The organism is Streptococcus sp. V869 (assembly GCF_054353515.1).
Genome location: NZ_JBTHHW010000001.1, coordinates 319,436 through 344,205 on the forward strand (window position 1 = coordinate 319,436; position 24,770 = coordinate 344,205).

The 24,770-nt window shown below is 38.7% G+C and carries 26 protein-coding genes; 24 read left to right on the forward strand and 2 right to left on the reverse strand.

The annotated features are described in order from the left end of the window. Positions 1 to 7 precede the first annotated feature (7 nt). From sufB to ACXYSN_RS01645, 3 genes are all read left to right on the forward strand, one after another. On the forward strand, positions 8 to 1,420 hold the full coding sequence (gene sufB, locus ACXYSN_RS01635) for a Fe-S cluster assembly protein SufB (protein ID WP_458635928.1): 1,413 nt from the start codon (positions 8 to 10) through the stop codon (positions 1,418 to 1,420). A gap of 19 nt (positions 1,421 to 1,439) precedes the next feature. Then, complete coding sequence (locus ACXYSN_RS01640) at positions 1,440 to 2,009, forward strand: hypothetical protein (protein WP_458635929.1); 570 nt, start codon at positions 1,440 to 1,442, stop codon at positions 2,007 to 2,009. A 138-nt stretch (positions 2,010 to 2,147) separates the two neighbouring features. Beyond that, on the forward strand, positions 2,148 to 3,545 hold the full coding sequence (locus ACXYSN_RS01645) for an APC family permease (RefSeq protein ID WP_458635930.1): 1,398 nt from the start codon (positions 2,148 to 2,150) through the stop codon (positions 3,543 to 3,545). A 27-nt stretch (positions 3,546 to 3,572) separates the two neighbouring features. Here the strand turns inward: ACXYSN_RS01645 and pbp3 are convergent, their stop codons facing one another. Beyond that, positions 3,573 to 4,814: a D-alanyl-D-alanine carboxypeptidase PBP3 gene (gene pbp3, locus ACXYSN_RS01650; RefSeq protein WP_458635931.1), complete on the reverse strand. Its 1,242-nt coding sequence runs from the start codon at positions 4,812 to 4,814 to the stop codon at positions 3,573 to 3,575. 105 nt (positions 4,815 to 4,919) lie between these two features. Between pbp3 and ACXYSN_RS01655 the strand changes: the two genes are divergently transcribed. The 13 genes from ACXYSN_RS01655 (at position 4,920) to ACXYSN_RS01715 (ending at position 16,569) form a co-directional block, all read left to right on the forward strand. Beyond that, positions 4,920 to 6,020 (forward strand): AI-2E family transporter, encoded by a 1,101-nt coding sequence (locus ACXYSN_RS01655; protein WP_458635932.1) that lies wholly within the window; start codon positions 4,920 to 4,922, stop codon positions 6,018 to 6,020. A 204-nt stretch (positions 6,021 to 6,224) separates the two neighbouring features. After that, positions 6,225 to 7,421 carry an elongation factor Tu gene (tuf, locus tag ACXYSN_RS01660; RefSeq protein ID WP_458635933.1) on the forward strand — a complete coding sequence of 399 codons (1,197 nt, stop codon included), beginning with the start codon at positions 6,225 to 6,227 and terminating at the stop codon, positions 7,419 to 7,421. A gap of 270 nt (positions 7,422 to 7,691) precedes the next feature. After that, on the forward strand, positions 7,692 to 8,330 hold the full coding sequence (gene tmk / locus ACXYSN_RS01665) for a dTMP kinase (protein ID WP_458635934.1): 639 nt from the start codon (positions 7,692 to 7,694) through the stop codon (positions 8,328 to 8,330). After that, on the forward strand, positions 8,327 to 9,211 hold the full coding sequence (locus ACXYSN_RS01670; protein WP_458635935.1) for a DNA polymerase III subunit delta': 885 nt from the start codon (positions 8,327 to 8,329) through the stop codon (positions 9,209 to 9,211). Before tmk ends, ACXYSN_RS01670 begins: the two co-directional genes overlap by 4 nt. A 35-nt stretch (positions 9,212 to 9,246) precedes the next feature. Then, a complete protein-coding gene (gene yabA / locus ACXYSN_RS01675) occupies positions 9,247 to 9,564 on the forward strand; it encodes a DNA replication initiation control protein YabA (RefSeq protein WP_016465702.1) in 318 nt (105 codons plus the stop codon). 2 nt (positions 9,565 to 9,566) lie between these two features. Beyond that, positions 9,567 to 10,445, forward strand: coding sequence for a 16S rRNA (cytidine(1402)-2'-O)-methyltransferase (gene rsmI / locus ACXYSN_RS01680; RefSeq protein WP_458635936.1), 879 nt, complete (start codon positions 9,567 to 9,569; stop codon positions 10,443 to 10,445). Positions 10,446 to 10,523: 78 nt separating this feature from the next. After that, positions 10,524 to 11,480 carry a hypothetical protein gene (locus ACXYSN_RS01685; protein WP_458635937.1) on the forward strand — a complete coding sequence of 319 codons (957 nt, stop codon included), beginning with the start codon at positions 10,524 to 10,526 and terminating at the stop codon, positions 11,478 to 11,480. 157 nt (positions 11,481 to 11,637) lie between these two features. Continuing rightward, positions 11,638 to 12,972 carry a methylenetetrahydrofolate--tRNA-(uracil(54)-C(5))-methyltransferase (FADH(2)-oxidizing) TrmFO gene (trmFO, locus tag ACXYSN_RS01690; protein WP_458635938.1) on the forward strand — a complete coding sequence of 445 codons (1,335 nt, stop codon included), beginning with the start codon at positions 11,638 to 11,640 and terminating at the stop codon, positions 12,970 to 12,972. 83 nt (positions 12,973 to 13,055) lie between these two features. Beyond that, positions 13,056 to 13,793: a UMP kinase gene (pyrH, locus tag ACXYSN_RS01695; RefSeq protein ID WP_254725695.1), complete on the forward strand. Its 738-nt coding sequence runs from the start codon at positions 13,056 to 13,058 to the stop codon at positions 13,791 to 13,793. 8 nt (positions 13,794 to 13,801) lie between these two features. Beyond that, entirely contained in the window at positions 13,802 to 14,359 is a 558-nt protein-coding gene (gene frr, locus ACXYSN_RS01700) for a ribosome recycling factor (protein WP_006152642.1), read from the forward strand. A 60-nt stretch (positions 14,360 to 14,419) separates the two neighbouring features. After that, positions 14,420 to 15,274 (forward strand): RNA-binding virulence regulatory protein CvfB, encoded by an 855-nt coding sequence (gene cvfB, locus ACXYSN_RS01705; RefSeq protein ID WP_458635939.1) that lies wholly within the window; start codon positions 14,420 to 14,422, stop codon positions 15,272 to 15,274. 8 nt (positions 15,275 to 15,282) lie between these two features. Then, on the forward strand, positions 15,283 to 15,498 hold the full coding sequence (locus ACXYSN_RS01710) for a YozE family protein (RefSeq protein ID WP_001232087.1): 216 nt from the start codon (positions 15,283 to 15,285) through the stop codon (positions 15,496 to 15,498). 84 nt (positions 15,499 to 15,582) lie between these two features. Continuing rightward, on the forward strand, positions 15,583 to 16,569 hold the full coding sequence (locus tag ACXYSN_RS01715; RefSeq protein WP_458635940.1) for a PhoH family protein: 987 nt from the start codon (positions 15,583 to 15,585) through the stop codon (positions 16,567 to 16,569). Between the two features lie 51 nt (positions 16,570 to 16,620). On the opposite strand, the gene ald is transcribed toward ACXYSN_RS01715, so the two are convergent. After that, positions 16,621 to 17,733, reverse strand: a complete 1,113-nt coding sequence (gene ald / locus ACXYSN_RS01720) for an alanine dehydrogenase (RefSeq protein WP_458635941.1) — start codon at positions 17,731 to 17,733, stop codon at positions 16,621 to 16,623. Between the two features lie 225 nt (positions 17,734 to 17,958). Between ald and ACXYSN_RS01725 the strand changes: the two genes are divergently transcribed. From ACXYSN_RS01725 to ACXYSN_RS01760, 8 genes are all read left to right on the forward strand, one after another. Continuing rightward, positions 17,959 to 18,600 carry a helix-hairpin-helix domain-containing protein gene (locus tag ACXYSN_RS01725; RefSeq protein ID WP_458635942.1) on the forward strand — a complete coding sequence of 214 codons (642 nt, stop codon included), beginning with the start codon at positions 17,959 to 17,961 and terminating at the stop codon, positions 18,598 to 18,600. Beyond that, on the forward strand, positions 18,584 to 20,794 hold the full coding sequence (locus ACXYSN_RS01730) for a ComEC/Rec2 family competence protein (protein ID WP_458635943.1): 2,211 nt from the start codon (positions 18,584 to 18,586) through the stop codon (positions 20,792 to 20,794). The genes ACXYSN_RS01725 and ACXYSN_RS01730 overlap by 17 nt, the downstream gene beginning before the upstream one ends. Before the next feature lie 123 nt (positions 20,795 to 20,917). Next, positions 20,918 to 22,204 (forward strand): peptidase U32 family protein, encoded by a 1,287-nt coding sequence (locus ACXYSN_RS01735; protein WP_006150948.1) that lies wholly within the window; start codon positions 20,918 to 20,920, stop codon positions 22,202 to 22,204. Positions 22,205 to 22,218: 14 nt separating this feature from the next. Beyond that, positions 22,219 to 22,530, forward strand: a complete 312-nt coding sequence (locus ACXYSN_RS01740) for a CHY zinc finger protein (RefSeq protein WP_458635944.1) — start codon at positions 22,219 to 22,221, stop codon at positions 22,528 to 22,530. 229 nt (positions 22,531 to 22,759) lie between these two features. Then, positions 22,760 to 22,960, forward strand: coding sequence for a F0F1 ATP synthase subunit C (locus ACXYSN_RS01745; RefSeq protein WP_001054551.1), 201 nt, complete (start codon positions 22,760 to 22,762; stop codon positions 22,958 to 22,960). A gap of 32 nt (positions 22,961 to 22,992) precedes the next feature. Further along, positions 22,993 to 23,709 carry a F0F1 ATP synthase subunit A gene (gene atpB / locus ACXYSN_RS01750; protein WP_178894902.1) on the forward strand — a complete coding sequence of 239 codons (717 nt, stop codon included), beginning with the start codon at positions 22,993 to 22,995 and terminating at the stop codon, positions 23,707 to 23,709. An 18-nt stretch (positions 23,710 to 23,727) separates the two neighbouring features. After that, positions 23,728 to 24,222 carry a F0F1 ATP synthase subunit B gene (atpF, locus tag ACXYSN_RS01755; RefSeq protein WP_214261795.1) on the forward strand — a complete coding sequence of 165 codons (495 nt, stop codon included), beginning with the start codon at positions 23,728 to 23,730 and terminating at the stop codon, positions 24,220 to 24,222. Continuing rightward, positions 24,222 to 24,758, forward strand: a complete 537-nt coding sequence (locus ACXYSN_RS01760; protein ID WP_458635945.1) for a F0F1 ATP synthase subunit delta — start codon at positions 24,222 to 24,224, stop codon at positions 24,756 to 24,758. The genes atpF and ACXYSN_RS01760 overlap by 1 nt, the downstream gene beginning before the upstream one ends. The last annotated feature ends 12 nt before the right edge of the window (positions 24,759 to 24,770 follow it).

Consider the following 24,770-nt stretch of genomic DNA (forward strand, 5'->3'; position numbering starts at 1 on the left):
GGATATTATGGCTGAAGAAAGAGTAGAACCAAAACCAATTGACCTTGGTGAATATAAATTTGGTTTCCATGATGATGTGCAACCAATCTTATCAACAGGTAAAGGATTGAACGAAGAGGTTATTCGTGAATTGTCCGCTGCTAAGGGTGAGCCTGAGTGGATGTTAGAATTCCGTTTGAAATCTTATGAAACCTTCAAAAAAATGCCCATGCAAACATGGGGAGCAGACTTGTCAGAGATTGATTTTGATGACTTGATTTACTACCAAAAACCATCTGATAAACCAGCTCGTTCTTGGGATGAAGTTCCTGAAAAAATCAAAGAAACCTTTGAACGTATTGGGATTCCTGAAGCTGAGCGTGCTTATCTAGCTGGAGCTTCTGCCCAGTATGAGTCAGAAGTGGTTTACCATAACATGAAGGAAGAATTTGAGAAGTTAGGAATTATCTTTACAGATACAGATTCTGCCCTCAAGGAATACCCAGATTTGTTTAAACAATACTTTGCTAAGTTAGTACCGCCGACAGATAACAAGTTAGCTGCCCTCAACTCAGCAGTATGGTCAGGTGGAACCTTTATCTATGTACCAAAAGGAGTTAAAGTGGATATTCCACTTCAAACTTACTTCCGTATCAATAACGAAAATACTGGTCAGTTTGAACGTACCTTGATTATTGTTGATGAGGGGGCAAGCGTCCACTATGTAGAAGGATGTACAGCGCCAACTTATTCAAGTAACAGTCTGCATGCTGCTATTGTAGAAATCTTTGCTTTGGACGGAGCTTATATGCGTTATACGACTATCCAAAACTGGTCAGATAACGTCTATAACTTGGTAACAAAACGTGCCAAAGCTTTGAAAGATGCGACAGTTGAATGGATTGATGGGAACTTGGGCGCTAAAACAACTATGAAATACCCATCTGTTTACCTTGATGGAGAGGGTGCGCGTGGGACCATGCTTTCTATTGCCTTTGCTAATGCAGGGCAACATCAGGATACTGGTGCCAAGATGATCCACAACGCACCGCATACAAGCTCATCTATCGTATCTAAATCCATCGCTAAAGGCGGAGGAAAGGTTGACTACCGTGGACAAGTGACCTTTAATAAGAACTCTAAGAAATCTGTTTCTCACATCGAGTGTGATACCATTATTATGGATGACTTGTCAGCATCAGATACTATTCCGTTTAATGAAATCCACAACTCACAAGTAGCTTTGGAACACGAAGCCAAGGTTTCTAAAATTTCAGAAGAACAACTCTATTACCTTATGAGTCGTGGCTTGTCAGAATCAGAAGCAACCGAGATGATTGTCATGGGATTTGTAGAGCCCTTCACCAAAGAACTTCCAATGGAATATGCTGTTGAGCTTAACCGCTTGATTAGCTATGAAATGGAAGGATCTGTCGGATAAAACCCAAAAGGAGAAGCAAATGGGATTCTTAAAAAAGTTATTTGGTAATATCGAAAAAGCGAATAAAGGCGAAATTTCTGCCGAGGAAATTGTTCCACCTTTTACAGTTGATTTAGTAGAAGAAGCTGATGATTATTGGAGACAAATGGAAGAAAATCTCCTTATAAACGCTGTCAAGGCTGTTGGTGGTCCAGAGGCAGTGGAACGTGCTTTTGTTCTTACCAATTTTAAGAAAAATCAAGAAACCTTTGAGCTCTTTTATCAGGTGGATGGTCAATTACTTTCTTGGAGAGAGATGGATGCAGCAGTTGTCGATAAGATTAGTAATCAACTCCTTCCGCAAGCAGCAGAAGTAGCGCGTGCGGTAAATAAAAATTATGAAGAGGCAAATGTACCAGTAATCCAGTACGCTATGCTTCAGTTTGAAACTGCAACCATGGCTTGGTTTGGTCGGAAGATTACAATAACTTCTCCAGAAGCCAAATTAACTTTTGAAGAATTAGTATCTGGATGGCGCGCTATTTTGGAACAAGAAATTCCAAATAGCCCTTTAGATAGTGACCGTCCGTTCCCATACTATGAACTCTAATAACTGTCGAATTTTAACTAGAAATAAAAACTGAGCAAATACTAATTTGTTCAGTTTTTTAATATACAATTTTATAAATATTCACAAAATCCATTATTTGTGGTAAAATAAAACAATAATTGTTAGTGGAGATCAATTATGAATATTTTTAGAACGAAAGACGTAAGTCTAGGAAAAACAGAGATGCATCGTCATCTGAAATTATGGGATTTAATTCTCTTGGGAATTGGAGCCATGGTGGGAACAGGTATCTTTACCATTACAGGAACAGCTGCAGCTACATTAGCAGGTCCAGCCCTTGTTGTTTCTATCGTTATCTCAGCTATCTGTGTTTCCTTATCGGCACTCTTTTTTGCGGAATTTGCTTCTCGTGTTCCAGCAACTGGTGGCGCTTATAGTTATCTATATGCAATTTTGGGAGAATTTCCTGCTTGGATTGCCGGTTGGTTAACTATTATGGAATTTATGACAGCAGTCTCTGGTGTCGCTTCTGGATGGGCAGCCTATTTTAAAGGTTTGCTTAGTCATTATGGAATTTCCTTGCCACAAACCTTAAACGGGACATTTAACCAAGAAAATGGTACTTATATTGATCTTTTACCAATTTTAGTGATTATCCTTGTTACAGGTGTTGTTCTATTGAATTCGAAAACTGCTCTTCGTTTTAATTCGATTCTTGTTGTTTTAAAATTTTCTGCTCTTGCCTTATTTATCTTAGTTGGAATTTGGTATATTAAACCTGAGAACTGGTCCAATTTTGCTCCATTTGGTTTTGGTCAGATTTATGGTGGAAGTACAGGGATTATGGCTGGAGCTTCCCTCATGTTCTTTGGATTCTTAGGTTTTGAGTCCATTTCTATGGCAGTTGATGAAATTCAACGACCGCAAAAGAACATCCCTCGTGGAATTGTCTTATCCTTGATGATCGTAACCATCCTTTATGCCTTGGTAACCTTAGTTTTAACAGGTGTTGTCCACTATAGCAAGCTCAATGTCGATGATGCGGTTGCTTTTGCTCTTAGAAATATTGGTATAGGATGGGCAGCAAACTATGTTTCTATTGTTGCTATTTTTACCTTGATTACAGTATGTATTTCAATGACTTATGCCTTATCTCGCATGATTTATAGTTTGGCACGTGATGGGTTGTTGCCTAAGACTTTTAAAGAAGTGACTAAGACAAGTCGTGTTCCAAAGAATGCGACCATCTTAACAGGTCTTGTTTCAGCCATAGCAGCTGGGATTTTCCCTCTATCAAGTATCGCTGCCTTTCTAAACATCTGTACTTTAGCTTATCTCATTCTCCTAGCTTATGGAATTATCAAGCTAAGAAAAGATAAGGGAGAGCCTAAAGAGGGAGAATTTAAAACACCCCTGGTTCCCTTTCTACCAATTCTATCGATTCTTATTTGTCTATCCTTTATGCTACAATATACTCTTGAAACATGGATAGCATTTGGTTTAGCCTTAATAATAGGAGTTATTATTTACTTTACTTATGGCTATAAACACTCAACTTTATCAAAAAGAAAATAAAAAAAATCGCGAGTAATCGCGATTTTTTTATAATTTTTCATTTACAAATCGAACGAAGCGATTCCACCATACTTTTAAGAAAAAGGCTTTCTCTACATTTTTATCAGAAACCATTTCGAAGCTTGGTTTGTCAGAGGTAATATAGCCTTGACCAACTAAGTCTTTATCTTCATAGGTTAGATGACCAACCACAGTACCTGCTTCAAGTGGAGCGGTATGTTCAGAAGTATCAGGCGTGTAGGTGACAGATGACTGAGCTCGACTTCCAAGACGTTGAACGATTTTTATATCTTCCTTAGCGACTGCTGTAACCGTATCTTGCTTTCCGTCATAAACTGGAGATTTGCTATCTTGGTAGCTTTCCCCCTGCTTAACGATTGTTTGGAGAGCAAAATTAGATGAGATATAGTCTAGAAGAGCTGAAGTTGCTGTAAAACGAGCGTAAGGATTGGTATCTTGGTTGTCAGCGTTAAGGACAACAGTAATAATACGCATTCCTTTTTCTACAGTCGTACCGACAAAAGAAGCACCTGCTTTATCAGTTGTTCCCGTTTTAAGACCATCGACACCACCTCGGTAGGCAGGCATTCCTTCCAACATATAGTTAGTAGAAGTAATGGTCATTCCTCCGAAAGTAGAGGAAGGTTTCTTGGTAATTTCTAAGACCTGAGGGTACTTGAGGATAAGATTACGAGCGACGACAGCTACATCATAGGCGCTCAATTTATTTTCATCGTCTTTCTTAGAACCTGGATAGATATTGTTTCCAAGAGTTTCATTGTTGAGACCGGTTGTATTGACTAGGGTAGCATCTTGGATTCCCCATTCAAGAAGTTTGGCCTTCATCATATCTACAAAGTCTTTTTCAGATCCCGCAATCTTTTCGGACAAAGCGATAGCTGCACTATTGGCACTAGATACCAATGTTGCTTCTAGTAACTCTTCAACAGTATAGTTACGAGCTTCCATAGGAACGTTACTTGCTTCGGAGTTGGTTGTGAGCTGATATGGGTAATCTGAAATTTCTACCGGAGTGGAAAGAGTGATTTTTCCTTGTTCCAGTGCTTCATAGACTAGGTAAACAGTAAGTAGCTTACTAATAGAAGCAATTTCAACAGGTTGAGTCGCATCTTTTTCATATAAAATCTTACCAGTAGTCGCTTCAACAGCGATGGCATGTTTTGCGGCGACATCAAAATCCTGAGCAAAAGCAGTAGTAGCAGAACCAAATGAAATAAGTGTGATTAATGTTAAAAATAATTTCTTCATAGTAACTTTATTCTATCATAAAGACAAAAAATATTCTTATTTTTATGATGAAGGTTATCAATCTTTTTCGAATTATGGTAAAATAGGAAAAAGAGGAGGTGGCCTATGTTTCGAAGAAATAAATTATTCTTCTGGACAACTGAGATTTTATTAATAACCTTAATTTTCTACCTATGGAGGGAAATGGGGGCAATTATTACACCATTTGTAAGTGTCGTTAATACCATCATGATTCCCTTTTTATTAGGAGGATTTTTATACTATTTGACCAACCCAATTGTTATCTTTTTAGAGAAAGAGTGCAAGATTAACCGCATCATCGGAATTTTGTTGACCCTATTTGTTCTCTTTGGGTCACTTGTCATTGGTGTTGTCTATCTCTTACCGATTTTAATCAACCAGTTGAGTAGCTTGATTATATCTAGTCAAGGAATCTATGGTCGACTCCAAGATTTAGTAATAGAATTATCAAAATATCCTACTTTCCAAGAGCTTGATATTCAACAAACAATCCGACAATTAAATCTTTCTTATGTTGATATTCTGCAAAATATCTTAAATAGCGTAACAAACAGTGTCGGTAGTGTTCTGTCAGCATTAGTAAGTACAGTTTTAATTATCATTATGACGCCAGTTTTCTTGGTATACTTCCTACTAGATGGGCATAAGTTCTTACCGATGTTAGAAAGAACTGTTTTAAAAAGAGATAGACTGAATATTTCTGGTTTATTAACAAACTTGAATGCGACTATTTCCCGTTATATTAGCGGTGTATCAATTGATGCATTCATAATCGGATGTCTGGCCTTTATCGGATATAGTGTCATTGGACTCAAGTATGCATTGGTTTTTGCTATTTTCTCTGGTTTGGCGAATTTGATACCTTATGTTGGTCCAAGTATCGGTTTGGTTCCAATGGTTATTTCAAATCTATTTACGGATCCACAAAAGATGATTATTGCTGTCATCTATATGTTGATTATCCAACAAGTGGATGGCAATATCCTCTATCCTCGAATTGTTGGTGGTGTTATGAAAGTTCATCCAATTACTATCCTGGTTCTGTTACTATTGTCAAGTAATATCTATGGTGTTATTGGTATGATTGTTGCCGTCCCAACTTATTCTATATTAAAAGAAATATCCAAATTCCTTGTACAACTTTACGAAAAACACAAAGAAGTACAAGAAGTTAAAAAAATGTAACGATATTAATAGAGAAACAGATTTAACTGTTTCTCTATTTTTTTATTAATAAATCAAGGACTTCGAATAAGTATAAGAATAATTCACAAAATCTTTGTAAAACACTTGCAATTTAGCTGAAATTTGATAAAATAGTAAGGAAAGTTAGACTGTATTGCCTACTGTCTATCTATAAAATATATTTTATTGGAGGCTTTTACTCAAATGGCAAAAGAAAAATACGATCGTAGTAAACCACACGTTAACATTGGTACTATCGGACACGTTGACCACGGTAAAACTACCCTAACTGCAGCTATCACAACTGTTTTGGCACGTCGCTTGCCTTCATCAGTTAACCAACCAAAAGACTATGCGTCTATCGATGCTGCTCCAGAAGAACGCGAACGCGGTATCACTATCAACACTGCGCACGTTGAGTACGAAACTGAAAAACGTCACTACGCTCACATCGACGCTCCAGGACACGCGGACTACGTTAAAAACATGATCACTGGTGCCGCTCAAATGGACGGAGCTATCCTTGTAGTAGCTTCAACTGACGGACCAATGCCACAAACTCGTGAGCACATCCTTCTTTCACGTCAGGTTGGTGTTAAACACCTTATCGTCTTCATGAACAAAGTTGACTTGGTTGACGACGAAGAATTGCTTGAATTGGTTGAAATGGAAATTCGTGACCTTCTTTCAGAATACGATTTCCCAGGTGACGATCTTCCAGTTATCCAAGGTTCAGCTCTTAAAGCCCTTGAAGGTGACACTAAATACGAAGATATCGTTATGGAATTGATGAACACAGTTGATGAGTACATTCCAGAACCAGAACGTGACACTGACAAACCATTGCTTCTTCCTGTCGAAGACGTATTCTCAATCACTGGACGTGGTACTGTTGCTTCAGGACGTATCGACCGTGGTGTCGTTCGTGTCAACGACGAAATCGAAATCGTTGGTATCAAAGAAAAAATCCAAAAAGCAGTTGTTACTGGTGTTGAAATGTTCCGTAAACAACTTGATGAAGGTCTTGCAGGAGACAACGTAGGTGTGCTTCTTCGTGGTATCCAACGTGATGAAATCGAACGTGGACAAGTTATTGCTAAACCAGGTTCAATCAACCCACACACTAAATTCAAAGGTGAAGTTTACATCCTTACTAAAGAAGAAGGTGGACGTCACACTCCATTCTTCAACAACTACCGCCCACAATTCTACTTCCGTACTACTGACGTTACAGGTTCAATCGAACTTCCAGCAGGTACTGAAATGGTAATGCCAGGTGATAACGTGACAATCGACGTTGAGTTGATCCACCCAATCGCCGTAGAACAAGGTACTACATTCTCTATCCGTGAGGGTGGACGTACTGTTGGTTCAGGTATGGTTACAGAAATCGAAGCTTAATTCGATTTAGTTCCCAGAAGAACAATTATTTAAGTCAGACATTAAAAGAATCTTGTTATGCAAGGTTCTTTTTTTCTAGCTATACAAAGACAAAATAAGACAGTATGGTAGTTGATTACGAATATAGAAAGTTAATTAAATAATTATCTACTTTATTAAAGAATGTATATCCTAGTTTTTCAGAATAAATTTTTATTAGGTTAAAAAGCTTTTCACAAATGCCTCTTTTTTTGATAAAATAGAAGGAAGAAAAAAAGAAATGAGTTAGTCATGTCAAAAGGATTTTTAGTCTCTCTTGAGGGGCCAGAGGGAGCTGGTAAAACGAGTGTACTTGAAGCTATCCTTCCTGTGTTAGAAGAAAAAAATATTGGGGTCTTAACGACACGTGAACCAGGTGGCGTGTTGATTGGTGAAAAGATTCGTGAAGTTATTCTAGACCCAAGTCATACTCAAATGGATGCCAAGACAGAGCTTCTTCTTTATATTGCTAGTCGTAGACAGCATTTAGTGGAAAAAGTATTGCCAGCCCTTGTAGCCGGTAAACTGGTTATTATGGATCGTTTTATTGATAGCTCGGTTGCTTATCAAGGCTTTGGTCGTGGTTTGGACATCGATGCTATTGAATGGCTCAACCAATATGCTACAGATGGGTTAAAGCCTGACTTGACACTTTATTTTGATATTGATGTTGAGAAAGGTCTTGAACGAATCGCAGCAAATAGTAATCGTGAAGTGAATCGTTTAGACTTGGAAGGTTTAGACTTGCATCGCAAAGTCCGTCAAGGATATCTCTCCCTTCTTGAAAAAGAAGGTGATCGCATTGTTAAGATTGATGCCAGCTTACCACTAGATCAAGTTGTTGAGAATACTAAGAAAGTCTTATTTGACAGAATGGGGCTGCAAGAATGAATCAAGAGCAATTAAAAGCTTGTCAACCACAACAATTTGAACGTTTTGTTCATATCTTAGAACAAAAACAGCTCAATCATGCTTATCTCTTTTCAGGCTTTTTTGGAAGTATGGAGATGGCTTTATTTCTGTCTAAGAGTTTGTTTTGTACTGAAAAACAGGGGGTCTTACCCTGCGAGTCTTGTCGAAATTGTAAGTTGATTGACCAAGAAGAATTTCCTGATGTCACAATTATTCGCCCCATTAATCAGATTATAAAAACAGAAAGAATTAGAGAACTAGTTAGTCAGTTTTCTCAATCAGGGATTGAAAATCAACGTCAGGTTTTTATCATTGAACAAGCTGAAAAAATGCATGTTAATGCTGCTAATTCACTTCTTAAGGTTATCGAAGAACCTCAAAGTGAAATCTATATTTTCTTCTTAACCAATGATCAAGAGCAGATTTTACCAACCATTCGAAGTCGCACGCAGATTTTCCAATTTAAGAAACAAGTGGCAAATCTAATGGTTGAACTCGAAAAAGCAGGATTGGTCAAAAATAAAGCAAGACTCTTAGCCGAGTTCAGCCAATCGCAAGCAGAAGCCGAAAAACTGATCAATCAACCTAGTTTTTGGACTTTGGTAGAAGAAAGTGAGCGTTTCTTTGCATGGTTAGAAACTGGGAAAAAGGAAGCGTATTTGCAGGTGGCAAAATTAGCTAGTTTAGCAGACGACAAAGAAAAGCAAGACCAGGTATTTAGAATTCTAGAAGTAATCGCGGGACAAGAGATTCTAAAAAATTCTGCTCGTAGAATCTTGCAAAATCTCGTCGAAGCTAGAAGAATGTGGAAGGCAAATGTTTCCTTCCAAAATGCTTTGGAAAACCTCGTTTTACAATAATATGAAGATGAAAACAGAAAAAGAAAGGGCTGTCTATGAACAAAAAAGAATTATTTGATGCTTTAGACGATTTTTCTCAACAGTTGTTGGCAACCTTAGCAGATGTCGAAGCCATCAAAAAAAATCTCAAAAGTGTAGTAGAAGAGAATACAGCTCTTCGTTTGGAAAATGATAAACTGAGAGAGCGCTTAGGAGAAGAAGAGGATTCTGCTCCTGCAAAGACCAAGCATGTTCGAGAAAATGTTCGTCGAATCTACGAAGATGGTTTTCATGTGTGTCGCGATTTTTATGGACAGCGTCGTGAACAAGATGCGGAATGTATGTTCTGTGATGAGTTGTTGTTTAGGGAGTAAGCATGCAAATTCAAAAAAGTTTTAAAGGTCAGTCACCTTATGGTAAGCTATATCTTGTTGCAACGCCGATTGGAAATCTTGAGGATATGACCTATCGTGCCATTCAGACTTTGAAAGAAGTGGACTGGATTGCTGCTGAGGATACTCGAAATACTGGGCTTTTACTCAAGCATTTTGATATTCCGACCAAACAAATCAGTTTTCATGAGCACAACGCTAAGGAAAAGATTCCTGATTTGATTCGACTTTTAAAAGACGGTCAAAGTATTGCTCAAGTTTCCGATGCAGGACTTCCTAGTATTTCAGATCCAGGTCACGATTTGGTTAAGGCTGCAATTGAAGAGGATATCGCAGTTATCACAGTTCCAGGGGCTAGTGCAGGAATTTCTGCCTTAATAGCTAGCGGGTTGGCACCACAACCTCATACTTTTTATGGTTTCTTACCAAGAAAATCAGGTCAACAAAAGCAATTTTTCGAATCGAAGAAAGGTTATCCTGAAACGCAGATTTTCTACGAATCGCCCCATCGTGTGGCCGATACGCTAGAAAATATGCTAGAAGTATACGGAAATCGTTCGGTGGTCTTGGTTCGAGAATTGACCAAGATTTATGAAGAATATCAACGGGGTCAGATTACAGAGTTACTAGAAAGCATTTCTCAAACACCTCTCAAGGGCGAGTGTCTTCTCATTGTAGAGGGTGCTAGTCAAGAAGTAGAAGATAAGGATGAAGAAGATTTATTCTCTGAAATACAAAATTGGATCCAGCAAGGCATGAAGAAAAATCAAGCCATTAAGGAAGTCGCTAAAATTTATCAGTGGAACAAAAGCCAGCTCTACGCTGCCTACCATGAGTGGGAAGAGAATCAATCTAATGACTAAACAGGGAAGTTTTCCTTCTTCCTGAAGTGAATCTAACAATCATAAGCATTTTACTACGAATGCTTAATTGGAGGGGTGATGAAAAGCAAAGTGTTGAAGAAAGTAATTGGCCTACTGTTGCCTATTCTCACATTATTTATATTGTCAGCAAGTAACAATAGAGTCGATCGTGATTTAGCTAAAACAGCTATTTCAAACATTCGTTCCGTAGTAGAAGCTGCAGGGTTAGAAGCAGAAGGATACTCGACTGCTGATACTTTTGGATACTATGGTTTTCCATTTTACATAAAAGGAAATAAGAAATTTGTTGATGTTTATGTAGATTTTGAAAAAGATTATGTTGAGAAAACTCCAGTCCTTAAATACAATCCGAAGCTTAAAGAAGTTGAAAAGAAAATTTTCTTTGGTTTTTCCAAAAAAACAGTTTACCGTTTAGAAATGGAGTATGTTTCTGAAGATAGGAACTATGACCGACTTAAAGAAGCTTACAATACGATACTTCAAAGTGGTAGTTTGACTTCAACATATTTAAAGGATAATAAGCTTAGGGAGCTTTATATTAAAAAATCAGTTGAATTGGACTCCTTTGAATCCTATTATTCTTTGGAACCGAAAGAAGAATATAGTGGCAACCCCAAAACCCGTCTTGAAGAGAGAGAGAAAAGAGAAGCAATTTTGAAGACGGATGTAGAAGAACTCACTCCCTTAATTGAGCACCTAGACCCAAGTAGAGTCAACAATCTTGATGAAGAGACGCTTGTTCGCAATCGAGATTTACTGTTAAAAAGGGTTGCAGACAATCGTTCGACCTTTAGTATTGACATAGATATTGACATAGAGCAGGTACGAAGACAAAACCTTCAATTAGCTAATGAGGATATTGACAATTGGACTGATTCTGATTTTCAATATTTACTTGCTCAAATAGTTGAAATTGAAAACTTGCCTAGAAATACAGAAGTAGGTTTTGGCATAACTTACAAAGACAAAAGTAATCGGTATGCTTTTAAATCTTTCAGTTTCCATAAACAATAATTTTGGAAAGACATTCAGGAGTCCTCCTGTTTGTCTTTTTACTACGCTTTTTGGTATAATGGACCAAGTATTAATTTAGAAAGATTTGTGGGTGTCAAACAATCTAGTAGCTTGTTTTGATTTGGACTTAGTTTGCACCCAAAGAGGTATTAGTGTCATGTCTCAATCTTATATCAATGTTATTGGTGCGGGTTTAGCAGGTTCGGAAGCAGCCTACCAAATCGCAGAACGAGGTATTCCTGTTAAACTTTATGAAATGCGTGGTATCAAATCAACACCTCAGCATAAAACAGACAATTTTGCTGAGTTGGTTTGCTCAAACTCCTTGCGTGGAGATGCTCTTACAAATGCTGTAGGTCTCCTCAAGGAAGAAATGCGTCGCTTAGGTTCTCTTATCTTGGAATCAGCAGAAGCAACGCGTGTTCCTGCTGGTGGTGCTCTCGCGGTTGACCGTGATGGTTTCTCTCAAATGGTCACTGAAAAGATTGCCAATCATCCTTTGATTGAGGTCGTTCGTGACGAAATCACCGAATTGCCAACAGATGCCATCACAGTTGTAGCAACTGGTCCTTTGACAAGTGATGCTCTTGCTGAGAAAATTCATGCACTTAATGGAGGAGATGGTTTTTATTTCTACGATGCTGCAGCGCCTATTGTGGATGTCAATACAATCGATATGAACAAGGTTTATCTCAAATCTCGATATGATAAGGGAGAAGCAGCTTATCTCAATGCTCCGATGACCAAACAAGAATTTATGGATTTCCATGAAGCCTTGGTCAATGCAGAAGAAGCACCTCTTAACTCTTTTGAAAAAGAAAAGTACTTTGAAGGCTGTATGCCAATTGAAGTCATGGCCAAACGTGGCATTAAAACTATGCTCTATGGTCCTATGAAACCAGTTGGACTAGAATATCCAGAAGATTACAAGGGGCTTCGTGATGGAGACTTTAAAACTCCTTATGCAGTCGTTCAGCTTCGTCAAGATAATGCGGCTGGAAGTCTCTATAATATCGTCGGTTTCCAGACTCACCTCAAATGGGGAGAGCAGAAGCGTGTCTTCCAAATGATTCCAGGCCTTGAAAACGCTGAGTTTGTTCGCTATGGAGTCATGCACCGTAATTCCTACATGGACTCTCCAAATCTTCTTGAGCAGACCTACCGTTCGAAGAAACAGCCAAATCTATTCTTTTCCGGGCAAATGACAGGTGTAGAAGGATATGTTGAATCAGCAGCATCAGGGTTAGTAGCAGGTATAAACGCAGCTCGTCTTTTCAAGGGAGAAAGCGAAGCTATTTTCCCAGAGACTACAGCTATTGGTAGTTTAGCTCATTATATCACCCATGCTGATAGCAAACACTTCCAACCTATGAATGTCAATTTCGGCATTATCAAAGAATTAGAAGGTGAACGAATCCGTGATAAGAAGACTCGTTATGAAAAAATTGCGGAACGTGCCTTGTCTGATTTAGAGAAATTTTTATCTGTCTGATTTTTTTGAAAGAATTGCTCATGATACTATAAAAATCTTTGAAATTGTGATAAAATAGGTAGGATAAAAAAAGGAGAGAGAAAATGGTAGAACCTAAGTATAAACGTATCTTAATCAAGCTATCTGGTGAAGCCCTTGCTGGCGAACGTGGTGTCGGGATTGATATCAAAACTGTCCAAAGTATGGCCCAAGAAATCAAGGAAGTTCACGAACTAGGAATTGAAATTGCCTTGGTTATCGGAGGTGGAAACCTTTGGCGTGGAGAACCTGCAGCAGAAGCTGGTATGGATCGTGTACAAGCGGATTATACTGGAATGCTTGGGACAGTTATGAATGCACTTGTGATGGCAGACTCATTGCAACAAGTAGGGGTTGATACTCGTGTACAAACAGCTATTGCTATGCAACAAGTGGCAGAACCTTATATTCGTGGACGTGCCCTTCGTCACCTTGAAAAAGATCGTATTGTTATCTTTGGTGCAGGAATCGGTTCACCATATTTCTCAACAGATACTACAGCAGCTCTTCGTGCAGCTGAAATTGAAGCAGACGCTATTTTGATGGCTAAGAATGGTGTAGACGGTGTCTACAATGCTGATCCTAAGAAAGATAAGACTGCTGTTAAATTTGAAGAATTGACTCACCGTGATGTCATCAATAAAGGTCTTCGTATCATGGACTCAACGGCTTCAACACTGTCAATGGATAATGACATCGACTTGGTAGTCTTTAATATGAACCAACCTGGTAATATCAAACGTGTTGTATTTGGTGAAAATATCGGTACAACAGTTTCAAACAATATCGAAGAAAAGGAATAGGAAAAATTATGGCTAACGCAATTGTAGAAAAAGCTAAAGAGAGAATGACTCAATCTCACCACTCTCTTGCTCGTGAATTTGGTGGTATCCGCGCAGGTCGTGCAAATGCAAGCTTGCTGGACCGTATTACTGTTGAATACTATGGTGTCGAAACACCTCTGAATCAAATCGCTTCAATTACAATTCCTGAAGCGCGTGTTTTGTTGGTAACACCGTTTGATAAATCATCATTGAAGGATATCGAACGTGCCTTGAACGCTTCAGATCTTGGTATTACACCAGCTAACGACGGATCTGTTATTCGTTTGGTAATCCCAGCTCTTACAGAAGAAACTCGTCGCGACCTCGCTAAAGAAGTGAAAAAAGTTGGTGAAAATGCTAAAGTAGCTATCCGTAATATCCGTCGTGACGCTATGGATGAAGCTAAGAAACAAGAAAAAGCTAAAGAAATAACTGAAGATGAATTGAAGACTCTTGAAAAAGATATTCAAAAAGCGACAGACGATGCTGTTAAACACATCGACGACATGACTGCCAATAAAGAAAAAGAAATCTTGGAAGTCTAAGAAATAAACAGAAAAACTCAGTTGGCATTGCTGGCTGAGTTTTATTCGAAAGAAGGAAACATGAATACAAATCTTGCAAGTTTTATCGTTGGACTTATCATCGATGAAAATGACCGTTTTTACTTCGTTCAAAAGGATGGTCAAACATACGCTCTTGCTAAGGAAGAAGGTCAGCATACAGTTGGTGATACTGTTAAAGGTTTTGCCTACACAGATATGAAGCAAAAACTTCGCTTGACAACTCAAGAAGTGACTGCAACTCAGGATCAATTTGGTTGGGGAACTGTCACAGAAGTGCGTAAGGACTTGGGTGTTTTTGTTGATACAGGATTACCTGACAAGGAAATCGTTGTGTCACTTGATATCCTGCCTGAACTGAAAGAGCTATGGCCTAAAAAGGGCGATAAACTTTATATTCGTTTAGAAGTCGATAAGAAAGACCGTATCTGGGGAATCTTAGCTTATCAGGAAGACTTCCAACGTTTGGCACGTCCAGCATACAACAACATGCAAAATCAGAACTGGCCCGCAATCGTTTATCGTCTTAAGCTATCAGGAACTTTTGTCTATCTACCAGAGAACAACATGCTTGGATTTATCCATCCAAGTGAGCGCTATGCAGAACCACGTTTGGGACAAGTGTTAGATGCGCGAGTTATTGGTTTCCGTGAGGTTGATCGAACGCTTAATCTCTCTTTAAAACCACGATCTTTTGAGATGTTAGAAAATGATGCCCAGATGATCTTGACTTACTTGGAAAGTAATGGTGGCTTCATGACCTTGAACGATAAGTCATCACCTGACGATATCAAGGCTACTTTTGGTATTTCAAAAGGGCAGTTTAAAAAAGCTCTCGGCGGATTAATGAAAGCTGGCAAAGTTAAACAAGACCAGTTTGGTACAGAGTTGATTTAGGGAGGCCTATGAGAAAATCATTTTATACCTGGCTTATGACAGAACGAAATCCTAAAAGTAATAGTCCCAAAGCCATTTTAGCGGATCTTGCCTTTGAGGAGTCAGCCTTCCCAAAACATACGGATGATTTCGATCAGGTGAGTCGATTTTTAGAAGAACATGCCAGTTTTTCTTTTAATATGGGAGACTTCGATCGCATCTGGCAGGAATATTTAGAACATTAATCTTGTTAGGGATGTTAGGGATAGCAATTTCTAAAAGCCTTTGTTATAATAAAAAGAAATTAAAGTATGAGAGAGGTTCTCTATTTGAAGGAACATTCAATAGATATTCAGCTGAGTCATCCAGATGACTTGTTTCACCTTTTTGGTTCTAATGAACGCCATCTTCGCTTGATGGAGAATGAGTTAGATGTCATCATCCATGCCCGTACAGAGATTGTTCAAGTCTTGGGAGAGGAGTCTGCTTGTGAGGAAGCACGGCAAGTAATTCAAGCCTTGATGGTTTTGGTGAATCGTGGGATGACTGTCGGAACTCCTGACGTTGTGACAGCTATCAATATGGTTCGAAATCATGAAATTGATAAATTTGTCGCCCTTTACGAAGAAGAAATTATCAAGGATAATACAGGTAAACCAATTCGTGTAAAGACTTTGGGGCAAAAACTATATGTCGATAGTGTGAAGCACCATGATGTAACCTTTGGGATTGGCCCGGCAGGTACAGGTAAGACCTTCCTAGCAGTGACTTTAGCCGTAACAGCTCTGAAACGTGGACAAGTTAAACGTATTATCTTGACTCGACCAGCAGTGGAAGCGGGCGAGAGTCTAGGATTTCTTCCAGGTGATTTGAAGGAAAAGGTAGATCCTTACCTTCGTCCTGTTTACGATGCCTTGTACCAGATTCTAGGAAAAGACCAAACGACTCGTCTCATGGAACGTGAAATCATTGAAATCGCCCCACTTGCCTATATGCGTGGGCGTACTTTGGATGATGCCTTTGTCATCTTGGACGAAGCGCAAAATACGACCATCATGCAGATGAAAATGTTTTTGACACGTTTAGGATTCAATTCTAAAATGATTGTCAATGGGGATATCAGTCAGATTGATTTGCCGCGGAATGTTAAGTCAGGTTTGATTGATGCCCAGGAAAAACTCAAGAACATTCACCAGATTGACTTTGTACATTTCTCAGCCAAGGATGTGGTTCGTCACCCAGTTGTAGCTCAAATTATCAGAGCCTATGAACCTCGACCTGTCAAAGCTGAAGAAAATCAAGAAGAAACAGAATAAAGAAAAAGAGCAGTTGAAAAACTGCTCTTAATTTTTTTATAAAATTTCTGATTAAATAAGTTCACTGATTGAAGTGTAGTCACGATCTAAGCCTTCCGCAACTGGTTGACTAGTCAATTGACCTTGATAAGTTGTAACACCTTCACGTAAACCATCATCTTCAAGAATCGCTTTCTTGAAGCCTTTTCCTGCCAAGGCTTCAATATAAGGAAGTGTCACATTTGTGAGGGCGATGGTAGATGTACGGGCAACTGCACCAGGAATGTTGGCAACGGCATAGTGAAGAACCCCATGTTTTTCATAGACAGGCTCATCGTGGGTTGTCACACGGTCAGCTGTTGCAATAACACCACCTTGGTCTACAGCAACGTCTACGATGACAGAACCAGGACGCATTTGTTGAACCATGTCATCTGTCACTAATTTTGGAGCTTTAGCACCAGGAATTAGGACTGCACCGATAACAACGTCTGCTTCACGCACACTTGCTTCAATATTAAATGGGTTAGACATCAAAGTTTGGATTTGGTGACCAAAGACGTCTTCTAGGAATGCTAGACGTTTGGCGCTGATATCAAGAATAGTTACTTGAGCTCCCAAACCAAGAGCAATACGAGCAGCGTGTGTACCAACCACACCACCACCGATGATGGTTACTTTTCCTTTAGGAACACCAGGAACACCACCGAGTAAGACCCCTGAACCACCCGCTTGTTTCGTTAAGAAATGCGCTCCGATTTGTACTGCCATACGTCCTGCAACCTCACTCATTGGAACGAGAAGAGGTAGTTGTCCTTCAGTATCACGAACAGTTTCATAAGCGACACCAGTTGTTTTCGCTGCTAACATAGCATCTGCCAATTCAGGAGCAGTAGCCATGTGCAAGTAGGTGAAAAGAAGCAAATCCTCACGCAAGTATTGATATTCAGTAGCAAGTGGTTCTTTCACTTTAACAACCAAATCTGCAGCCCAGGCTTCAGCAGCTGTAGCGACAATCTCAGCACCTTGTTTTTCATAGTTGGCATCTGTAAATCCTGAACCAAGCCCAGCATTTGTTTCGATAAGGACACGGTGACCACGACCAACAAGACTCTGTACACCAGCAGGTGTCAAAGCAACACGATTTTCATTATTTTTAATTTCCTTAGGAATTCCAATTAACATAGATATAACTCACTTTCTATCAGACGATTCAGTTTAGATATCACATTTTTGAGTTTTTGTGATGATTTTATTGTATATGAAACCGCTTTAAATTGCAAGAAAAACATGTAAACTTATTTTCAGAAATCTTGACAAGGAAGACTATTTTGCAAATAAGTAAGCAGTTGAAAAGATTTTTCGACTGTTTTTTCTTTCTCTTACGAATAAGCTAAGAGAGGAGAAAATATGGAAGTATTTATCGATAAAATAAAAGAATATAAAATCATCGTCATCTGTGTTAGTTTGGGTTTGATCCTGGGTGGATTTTTCCTCTTAAAACCAGTCGCTCAAACACCTGCTAAAGAAAGTAATTTGCAGACAGAATTTACAACTGTTTCGAAGAATTCGACGGATGAAAAGGAGGATGGGAATCAGAAGGAAGAAGTGGTAGAGCAAGATCTAATTACTGTCGATGTCAAAGGGGCTGTTAAATCGCCAGGGATTTACGATTTGCCAGTTGGAAGTCGTATCAATGATGCTGTTCAAAAAGCTGGTGGACTGACAGATAATGCTGATAGTAAGTCTATCAATCTTGCCCAGAGAATTAGTGACGAAGCGCTTGTCTATGTTCCAACTAAGGAAGAAGCTACCAGTCAAGAAATGCCATCAAGTGCTTCTAACAACAAGGAAAATAAGAAAGTCAATCTCAATAAAGCCAGTGTAGAGGAACTTAAACAAGTCAAAGGTTTAGGTGCGAAACGTGCGCAAGATATTATTGACCATCGTGAGTCCAACGGTAAGTTCAAGTCAGTTGATGATCTCAAAAAGGTTTCTGGTATTGGTGCAAAAACGATAGAAAAGTTAAAAGAATATGTCACAGTGGATTAATCGTTTTCCCATCCCAAAAATCTATCTTAGTTTTCTTTTGCTATGGCTCTACTATGCAATCTTTTCAGCAAATTTCTTAGCACTTTTTGGCTTTGTCTTTTTACTAGTCTGCCTTTTTTTCCAATTTCCATGGAAGACTGTGACCAAAGTCCTATTGGTTTGCAGCCTATTTGGGAGTTGGTTTGTATTTCAAAAATGGCAGCAAGAAGAAGCGAGTCAACATCTAGTCAACACGGTTGATACAGTTCGAATCTTGCCTGATACCATCAAGGTTAATGGTGATAGCTTGACTTTTCGTGGCAAGGCTGATGGTAGACTCTTTCAGATCTATTATAAACTCCAGTCAGAAGCTGAAAAGGAAAAATTTCAAGAGTTGTCTGAACTACATGAAATGGCTGTGAAAGGCAAGTTAGCTAGTCCTCAAGGGGCAAACAATTTTGCTGGTTTTGATTATCGAAACTATCTCAAAACGCAAGGAATTTATCAGACATTAACTATATCCGAAATTGTTGGGCTAAAGCAAACAAGTAGTTGGGATATCGGAGAAAATCTATCAAGCTTGAGGAGAAAAGCAGTTGTCTGGATAAAAAGGAATTTTCCCGATCCCATGCGCAGCTATATGACCGGTCTTTTATTGGGGCATTTGGACACAGATTTTGAGGAAATGAATGAACTCTACTCGAGTCTGGGGATTATTCACCTTTTTGCTTTATCTGGAATGCAAGTCGGATTTTTCATGAATGCTTTCAAGAAGTTACTTTTGCGTTTGGGTTTGACGCAAGAGAAGTTCAAATGGCTAGCCTACCCCTTCTCCTTAGTCTATGCAGGTTTGACAGGATTTTCAGCCTCTGTTATTCGTAGTCTTCTACAAAAGCTATTGGCTCAGCATGGCTTTAAGTCACTGGATAATTTTGCTTTAACGATTCTTATTCTATTTCTTATCATGCCGAACTTTTTCTTAACTGCTGGGGGAGTTCTTTCCTGTGCTTATGCCTTTATCCTGACTATGACTGGTGAGGAAGTAGCAGGGATAAAAGGTCTGGTTAGAGAGAGTTGTATTATTTCCTTGGGAATTCTGCCAATTTTATCATTTTATTTTTCAGAATTTCAACCGTGGTCCATTCTCTTGACATTTTTCTTTTCATTCTTATTTGATATGGTCCTGTTACCGCTCTTATCGATTCTCTTCTGTCTGTCATTTATATATCCTATCACCCAGTTCAACTTTCTCTTTGAATGGCTTGAAAACATCATTCGCTATATTTCTCAGCTATCTACGAGGCCTCTTGTTTTTGGTCAGCCGAGTCTTTGGATTTTAATCCTTCTTTTGATTACTTTAGTTCTCATCTACGATTATCGAAAGAATTTGAAAAAAATATCTATGCTTGTCATAGTTGCTATCTCGCTCTTTTTAGTAACCAAACATCCACTGGAGAATGAAATCACAGTCCTAGATATGGAACAGGGGCGGAGCATTTTCCTAAGAGACATGACAGGAAAGACCATACTACTGGATGTCGGAGAAAAATCTGAACGTGACAAGAAAGAAGCCTGGCAGGAGAGGATTTCCTCTAGTAATGCCGAACGGAGTTTAATCCCTTATCTAAAAAGTCGAGGAGTTGCAAAGATTGATCAGCTTGTGCTAACGACTAGTGATACTAAGCAGTTAGATCATGTGTTAGAAATCAGTAAAGCCTTCGAGCTTGAAGAGATTCTAGTAACTGAAGAAACTTTATCTAAAAGAGAATTTATGGATAAGCTGAAGAAAAGCAAAGTCAAGGTAGCTGCTATCAAAACAGGACAGCAGTTGTTTATTTTTGGGAGTGGTTTGGAAGTAATCACTAGCCAAAATAGCGATAAAAAGGATTCAATGGTCTTGTATGGAAAGCTACTAAACCAAACTTTTCTAGTTACTGGAGATATAGAGGATAAGTTCTTAACCAAGTCTTATCCAAAACTCCAAGCAGATATTGTGATAACTCATCAGCAAGCATCAAATAAAAAGACAGATGTAGAAATCCTCAAAACCTTACAACCTAAAATCACTGTCATGTCGGTAGACAAGAAGAAAAAATTCAAAGAAAAAAATGAGGAAAGTAACCAAGAACTTGGGAATTCGATTTATAAAACGGACCAAAAGGGTGCCATTCGTTTCAAAGGTTGGAGTTCTTGGCGAATAGAAACAGTTCGCTGAACTCATGAACGAGAATAACATTAAAATTGTCTAAACAATCAATCAAAACTTGATTTTAGAACCTTTTTGCTATAAAATGGTAAAGATTAGTGTCAAACTTTTATATTGCAAATAGGAGAAAACATGACAAAAACTTTGAAACGTCCTGAGGTTCTATCACCTGCAGGAACACTAGAAAAACTAAAAGTAGCTGTTCAATACGGAGCAGATGCTGTCTTTATCGGTGGTCAGGCCTATGGTCTTCGTAGCCGTGCAGGGAACTTTACTTTCGAACAAATGGAAGAAGGAGTTCAGTTTGCGGCTAAGTATGGCGCTAAGGTTTATGTAGCGGCTAATATGGTTATGCACGAGGGAAATGAAGAAGGTGCTGGAGAATGGTTCCGTAAATTGCGTGATATCGGAATTGCAGCGGTCATCGTATCTGACCCAGCCTTGATTATGATTGCGGCAACTGAAGCACCAGGTCTTGAAATCCACCTTTCGACACAAGCTAGTGCGACTAACTATGAAACACTAGAATTCTGGAAAGAACTTGGATTGACGCGTGTCGTTTTGGCGCGTGAGGTTTCTATGGAAGAGTTGGCAGAAATCCGCAAACGTACAGATGTAGAAATCGAAGCGTTTGTACATGGTGCGATGTGTATTTCTTACTCTGGTCGTTGTACTCTTTCAAACCATATGAGTATGCGCGATGCCAACCGTGGTGGATGTTCACAGTCTTGTCGTTGGAAATATGACCTTTATGATATGCCATTTGGTAAAGAACGTAAGAGCCTCAAGGGAGAAATTCCTGAAGAATTCTCCATGTCTGCGGTTGATATGTCTATGATTGACCATATTCCAGATATGATTGAAAACGGAGTGGACAGTTTGAAGATTGAAGGTCGTATGAAGTCTATTCATTACGTTTCAACAGTAACAAACTGCTACAAGGCTGCAGTCGATGCTTACCTTGAGAGCCCTGAAAAGTTTGAAGCAATCAAGCAAGACTTGATTGATGAAATGTGGAAGGTTGCCCAACGTGAATTGGCTACAGGTTTCTACTATGGAACACCATCTGAAAACGAACAACTATTCGGAGCACGCCGTAAGATTCCAGAATACAAGTTTGTTGCTGAAGTAGTAGCTTATGATGATGCGACTCAAACAGCAACTATTCGTCAACGTAATGTTATCAATGAAGGTGACCAAGTCGAATTTTACGGTCCAGGTTTCCGTCATTTTGAAACCTACATCGAAGACCTTCATGACTCAAAAGGAAATAAAATCGACCGTGCACCAAACCCAATGGAACTTTTGACCATCAAGGTTCCTCAACCAGTACAAGCTGGCGATATGGTCCGTGCTTTGAAAGAAGGTCTGATTAATCTATACAAAGAAGATGGGACAAGCGTCACAGTTCGTGCCTAGAAAAGGATTAGATAATGGTTCAAACTCAGGGCTTACTAGTTGATGATGAAAGCAGATGTGTTCATTACCATAGTGACAAAGATATCGTAGCACTTCAGTGCTATGATTGTAAGAAATACTACGCCTGTTATCAGTGTCACAATGCTATAGAAGCACATACATTTTGTCCTTATCCTTTAAATCTGAAAGAGGATAGACCCATCTTATGTGGATCCTGCGGGAATACACTAACGTATGTCGAGTATACCGAGAAAGGAACTTGTCCATTTTGTAAAGCTGCATTTAATCCAGCTTGTCAAAATCATCACTTAATTTATTTCAGATAAAAAATGATACATCCGAGTTGTAAAGCTCGGATTTTTGTTTTCAGAAAACAAAGAAAGATGGTGAAAGGGTCATGAAATGGGAATGAAATTTTCTATATAATTGTCTTGAAAATCGTAAAATTGGAAATAAATGATTCAAAACGCTTCCATTCCTAGTAAAAAGTTGACAAAAGCAAATTTTAGGACTAAACTAGGGAGGTAAATTTAATTTAAAAAAGGAGAATTCGTCATGAATTTAACATTTTTCGGACTTTGTCTTGCCTGTATGGGTGTATCTCTTGCAGAAGGATTTTTGATGAACGGTTTGTTCAAATCTGCAGCACGCCAACCAGATATCATCCCACAATTGCGTAGTTTGATGATCATGGGGATTGCCTTTATCGAAGGAACATTCTTTGTAACCTTGGCGATGTCATTTGTCATTAAATAGACAACTCTATTTAGAAATGGAGGTGTCAAACCATGGAAGAAAGTTTGAATCCAACCGTTAATATTGGACCAATATCCTTTGATTTGACCCTGCTTGCCATGTCTCTTGTAACTGTTTTGATGGTTTTTGCCTTTGTCTACTGGGCAAGTCGTGAAATGACCATCCGTCCAAAGGGCAAACAAAATGCTCTTGAGATGATTTATGACTTTGTGATTGGTTTTACCAAACCAAACATTGGAGAATCATACATTAAGGATTATTCCTTGTTTCTGTTTTCTCTATTTCTGTTTATCTTGGTTGCCAATAATATTGGCTTAATGGCAAAAGTACAAACAACAAACGGTTATAACTTGTGGACTTCCCCAACAGCTAACCTTGGATACGATTTATCCCTCTCATTATTGATCACTTTGATCGCCCATGTAGAAGGAGTTCGTCGTAGAGGCGTTAAAGAATATTTGAGAGCATTTGTTACACCTGGCTTTATGACTCCGATGAACATTTTAGAAGAGTTCACCAATTTTGCTTCCTTGGCGATTCGGATCTACGGAAATATTTTTGCCGGTGAGGTCTTAGCTGGATTGCTATTGACCTTGTCACAAAATGCTTTGTATTGGTATCCTTTTGCCTTTATCGCAAACATGTTATGGACAGCCTTTTCAATTTTCATTTCATGTATTCAAGCTTATGTATTTACCATGTTGTCATCAATGTACATTGGTAAAAAAATAAATGAAGGGGAAGAGTAAGTAGAGGAGGATTAGAAGATGGATTTAACTATTAGTACCATTATCGGTGACTTTATTCTTATCGCTGGTTCCTTCCTTTTATTAATCTTTTTAGTGAAGAAATATGCTTGGGGAAATATTTCCAGCATCTTAGATGAACGTGCTGAAAAGATTTCTTCAGATATTGATGGTGCCGAGGAAGCCCGTAAAAAGGCTGAGGAACTAGCTAGCAAACGTGAAGCTGAGTTAGCAGGTAGCCGTACCGAAGCTAAAACGATTATCGAGAATGCAAAGGGAACTGCTGAGAAAAGTAGAGCCGATATTTTAGCCGAAGCTAAACTTGAAGCAGGGCGCTTAAAAGAAAAAGCCAACCAAGAAATTGCTCAAAATAAAGCTGAAGCTTTACAAAGTGTTAAGGGAGATGTAGCTGACTTAACAATCAGTCTAGCTGAGAAAATTCTCTCTAAAAACCTTGACAGTCAGGCCCATAAAGAACTCATTGATCAGTATATCGATCAGCTAGGAGAAGCTTAATGGACAAAAAGACTTTAAAGGTAATTGAAAAATACAGCATGCCTTTTGTCCAATTGGTGATTGAAAAAGGAGAAGAAGACTCTATTTTTTCAGACTTGACTCAAATCAAGCGAGTTGCTGAAGAAACTGGCTTACCTACTTTTTTAGCTCAAGTGGAAGTAGATGAGTTGGATAAAGAAAAAACAGTTCGTTTTTTCCAAGGTTCTGTGTCACCTTTAATGCAAAACTTTATCGAGGTTCTACTTTACAATCATCGATCCAATCTTTTTTATGATGTGATTGTAGATTGCTTGAATCGTCTTGAAAAAGAAACCAATCGTTTTGAAGTGACTATTTTGTCTGCACATCCTTTGACTGATGAACAGAAAGAACGCCTCCTTCCTCTAATCGAGAAGGAGATGTCTTTAAAAGTTCGCAGTATTAAGGAAAAAATCGACGATAGTTTAATCGGTGGTTTTGTTATTTTTGCCAATCACAAGACAATTGATGTGAGTATTAAACAACAACTTAAAGTTGTTAAGGAAAATTTGAAATAGAAAGTGGTGTTC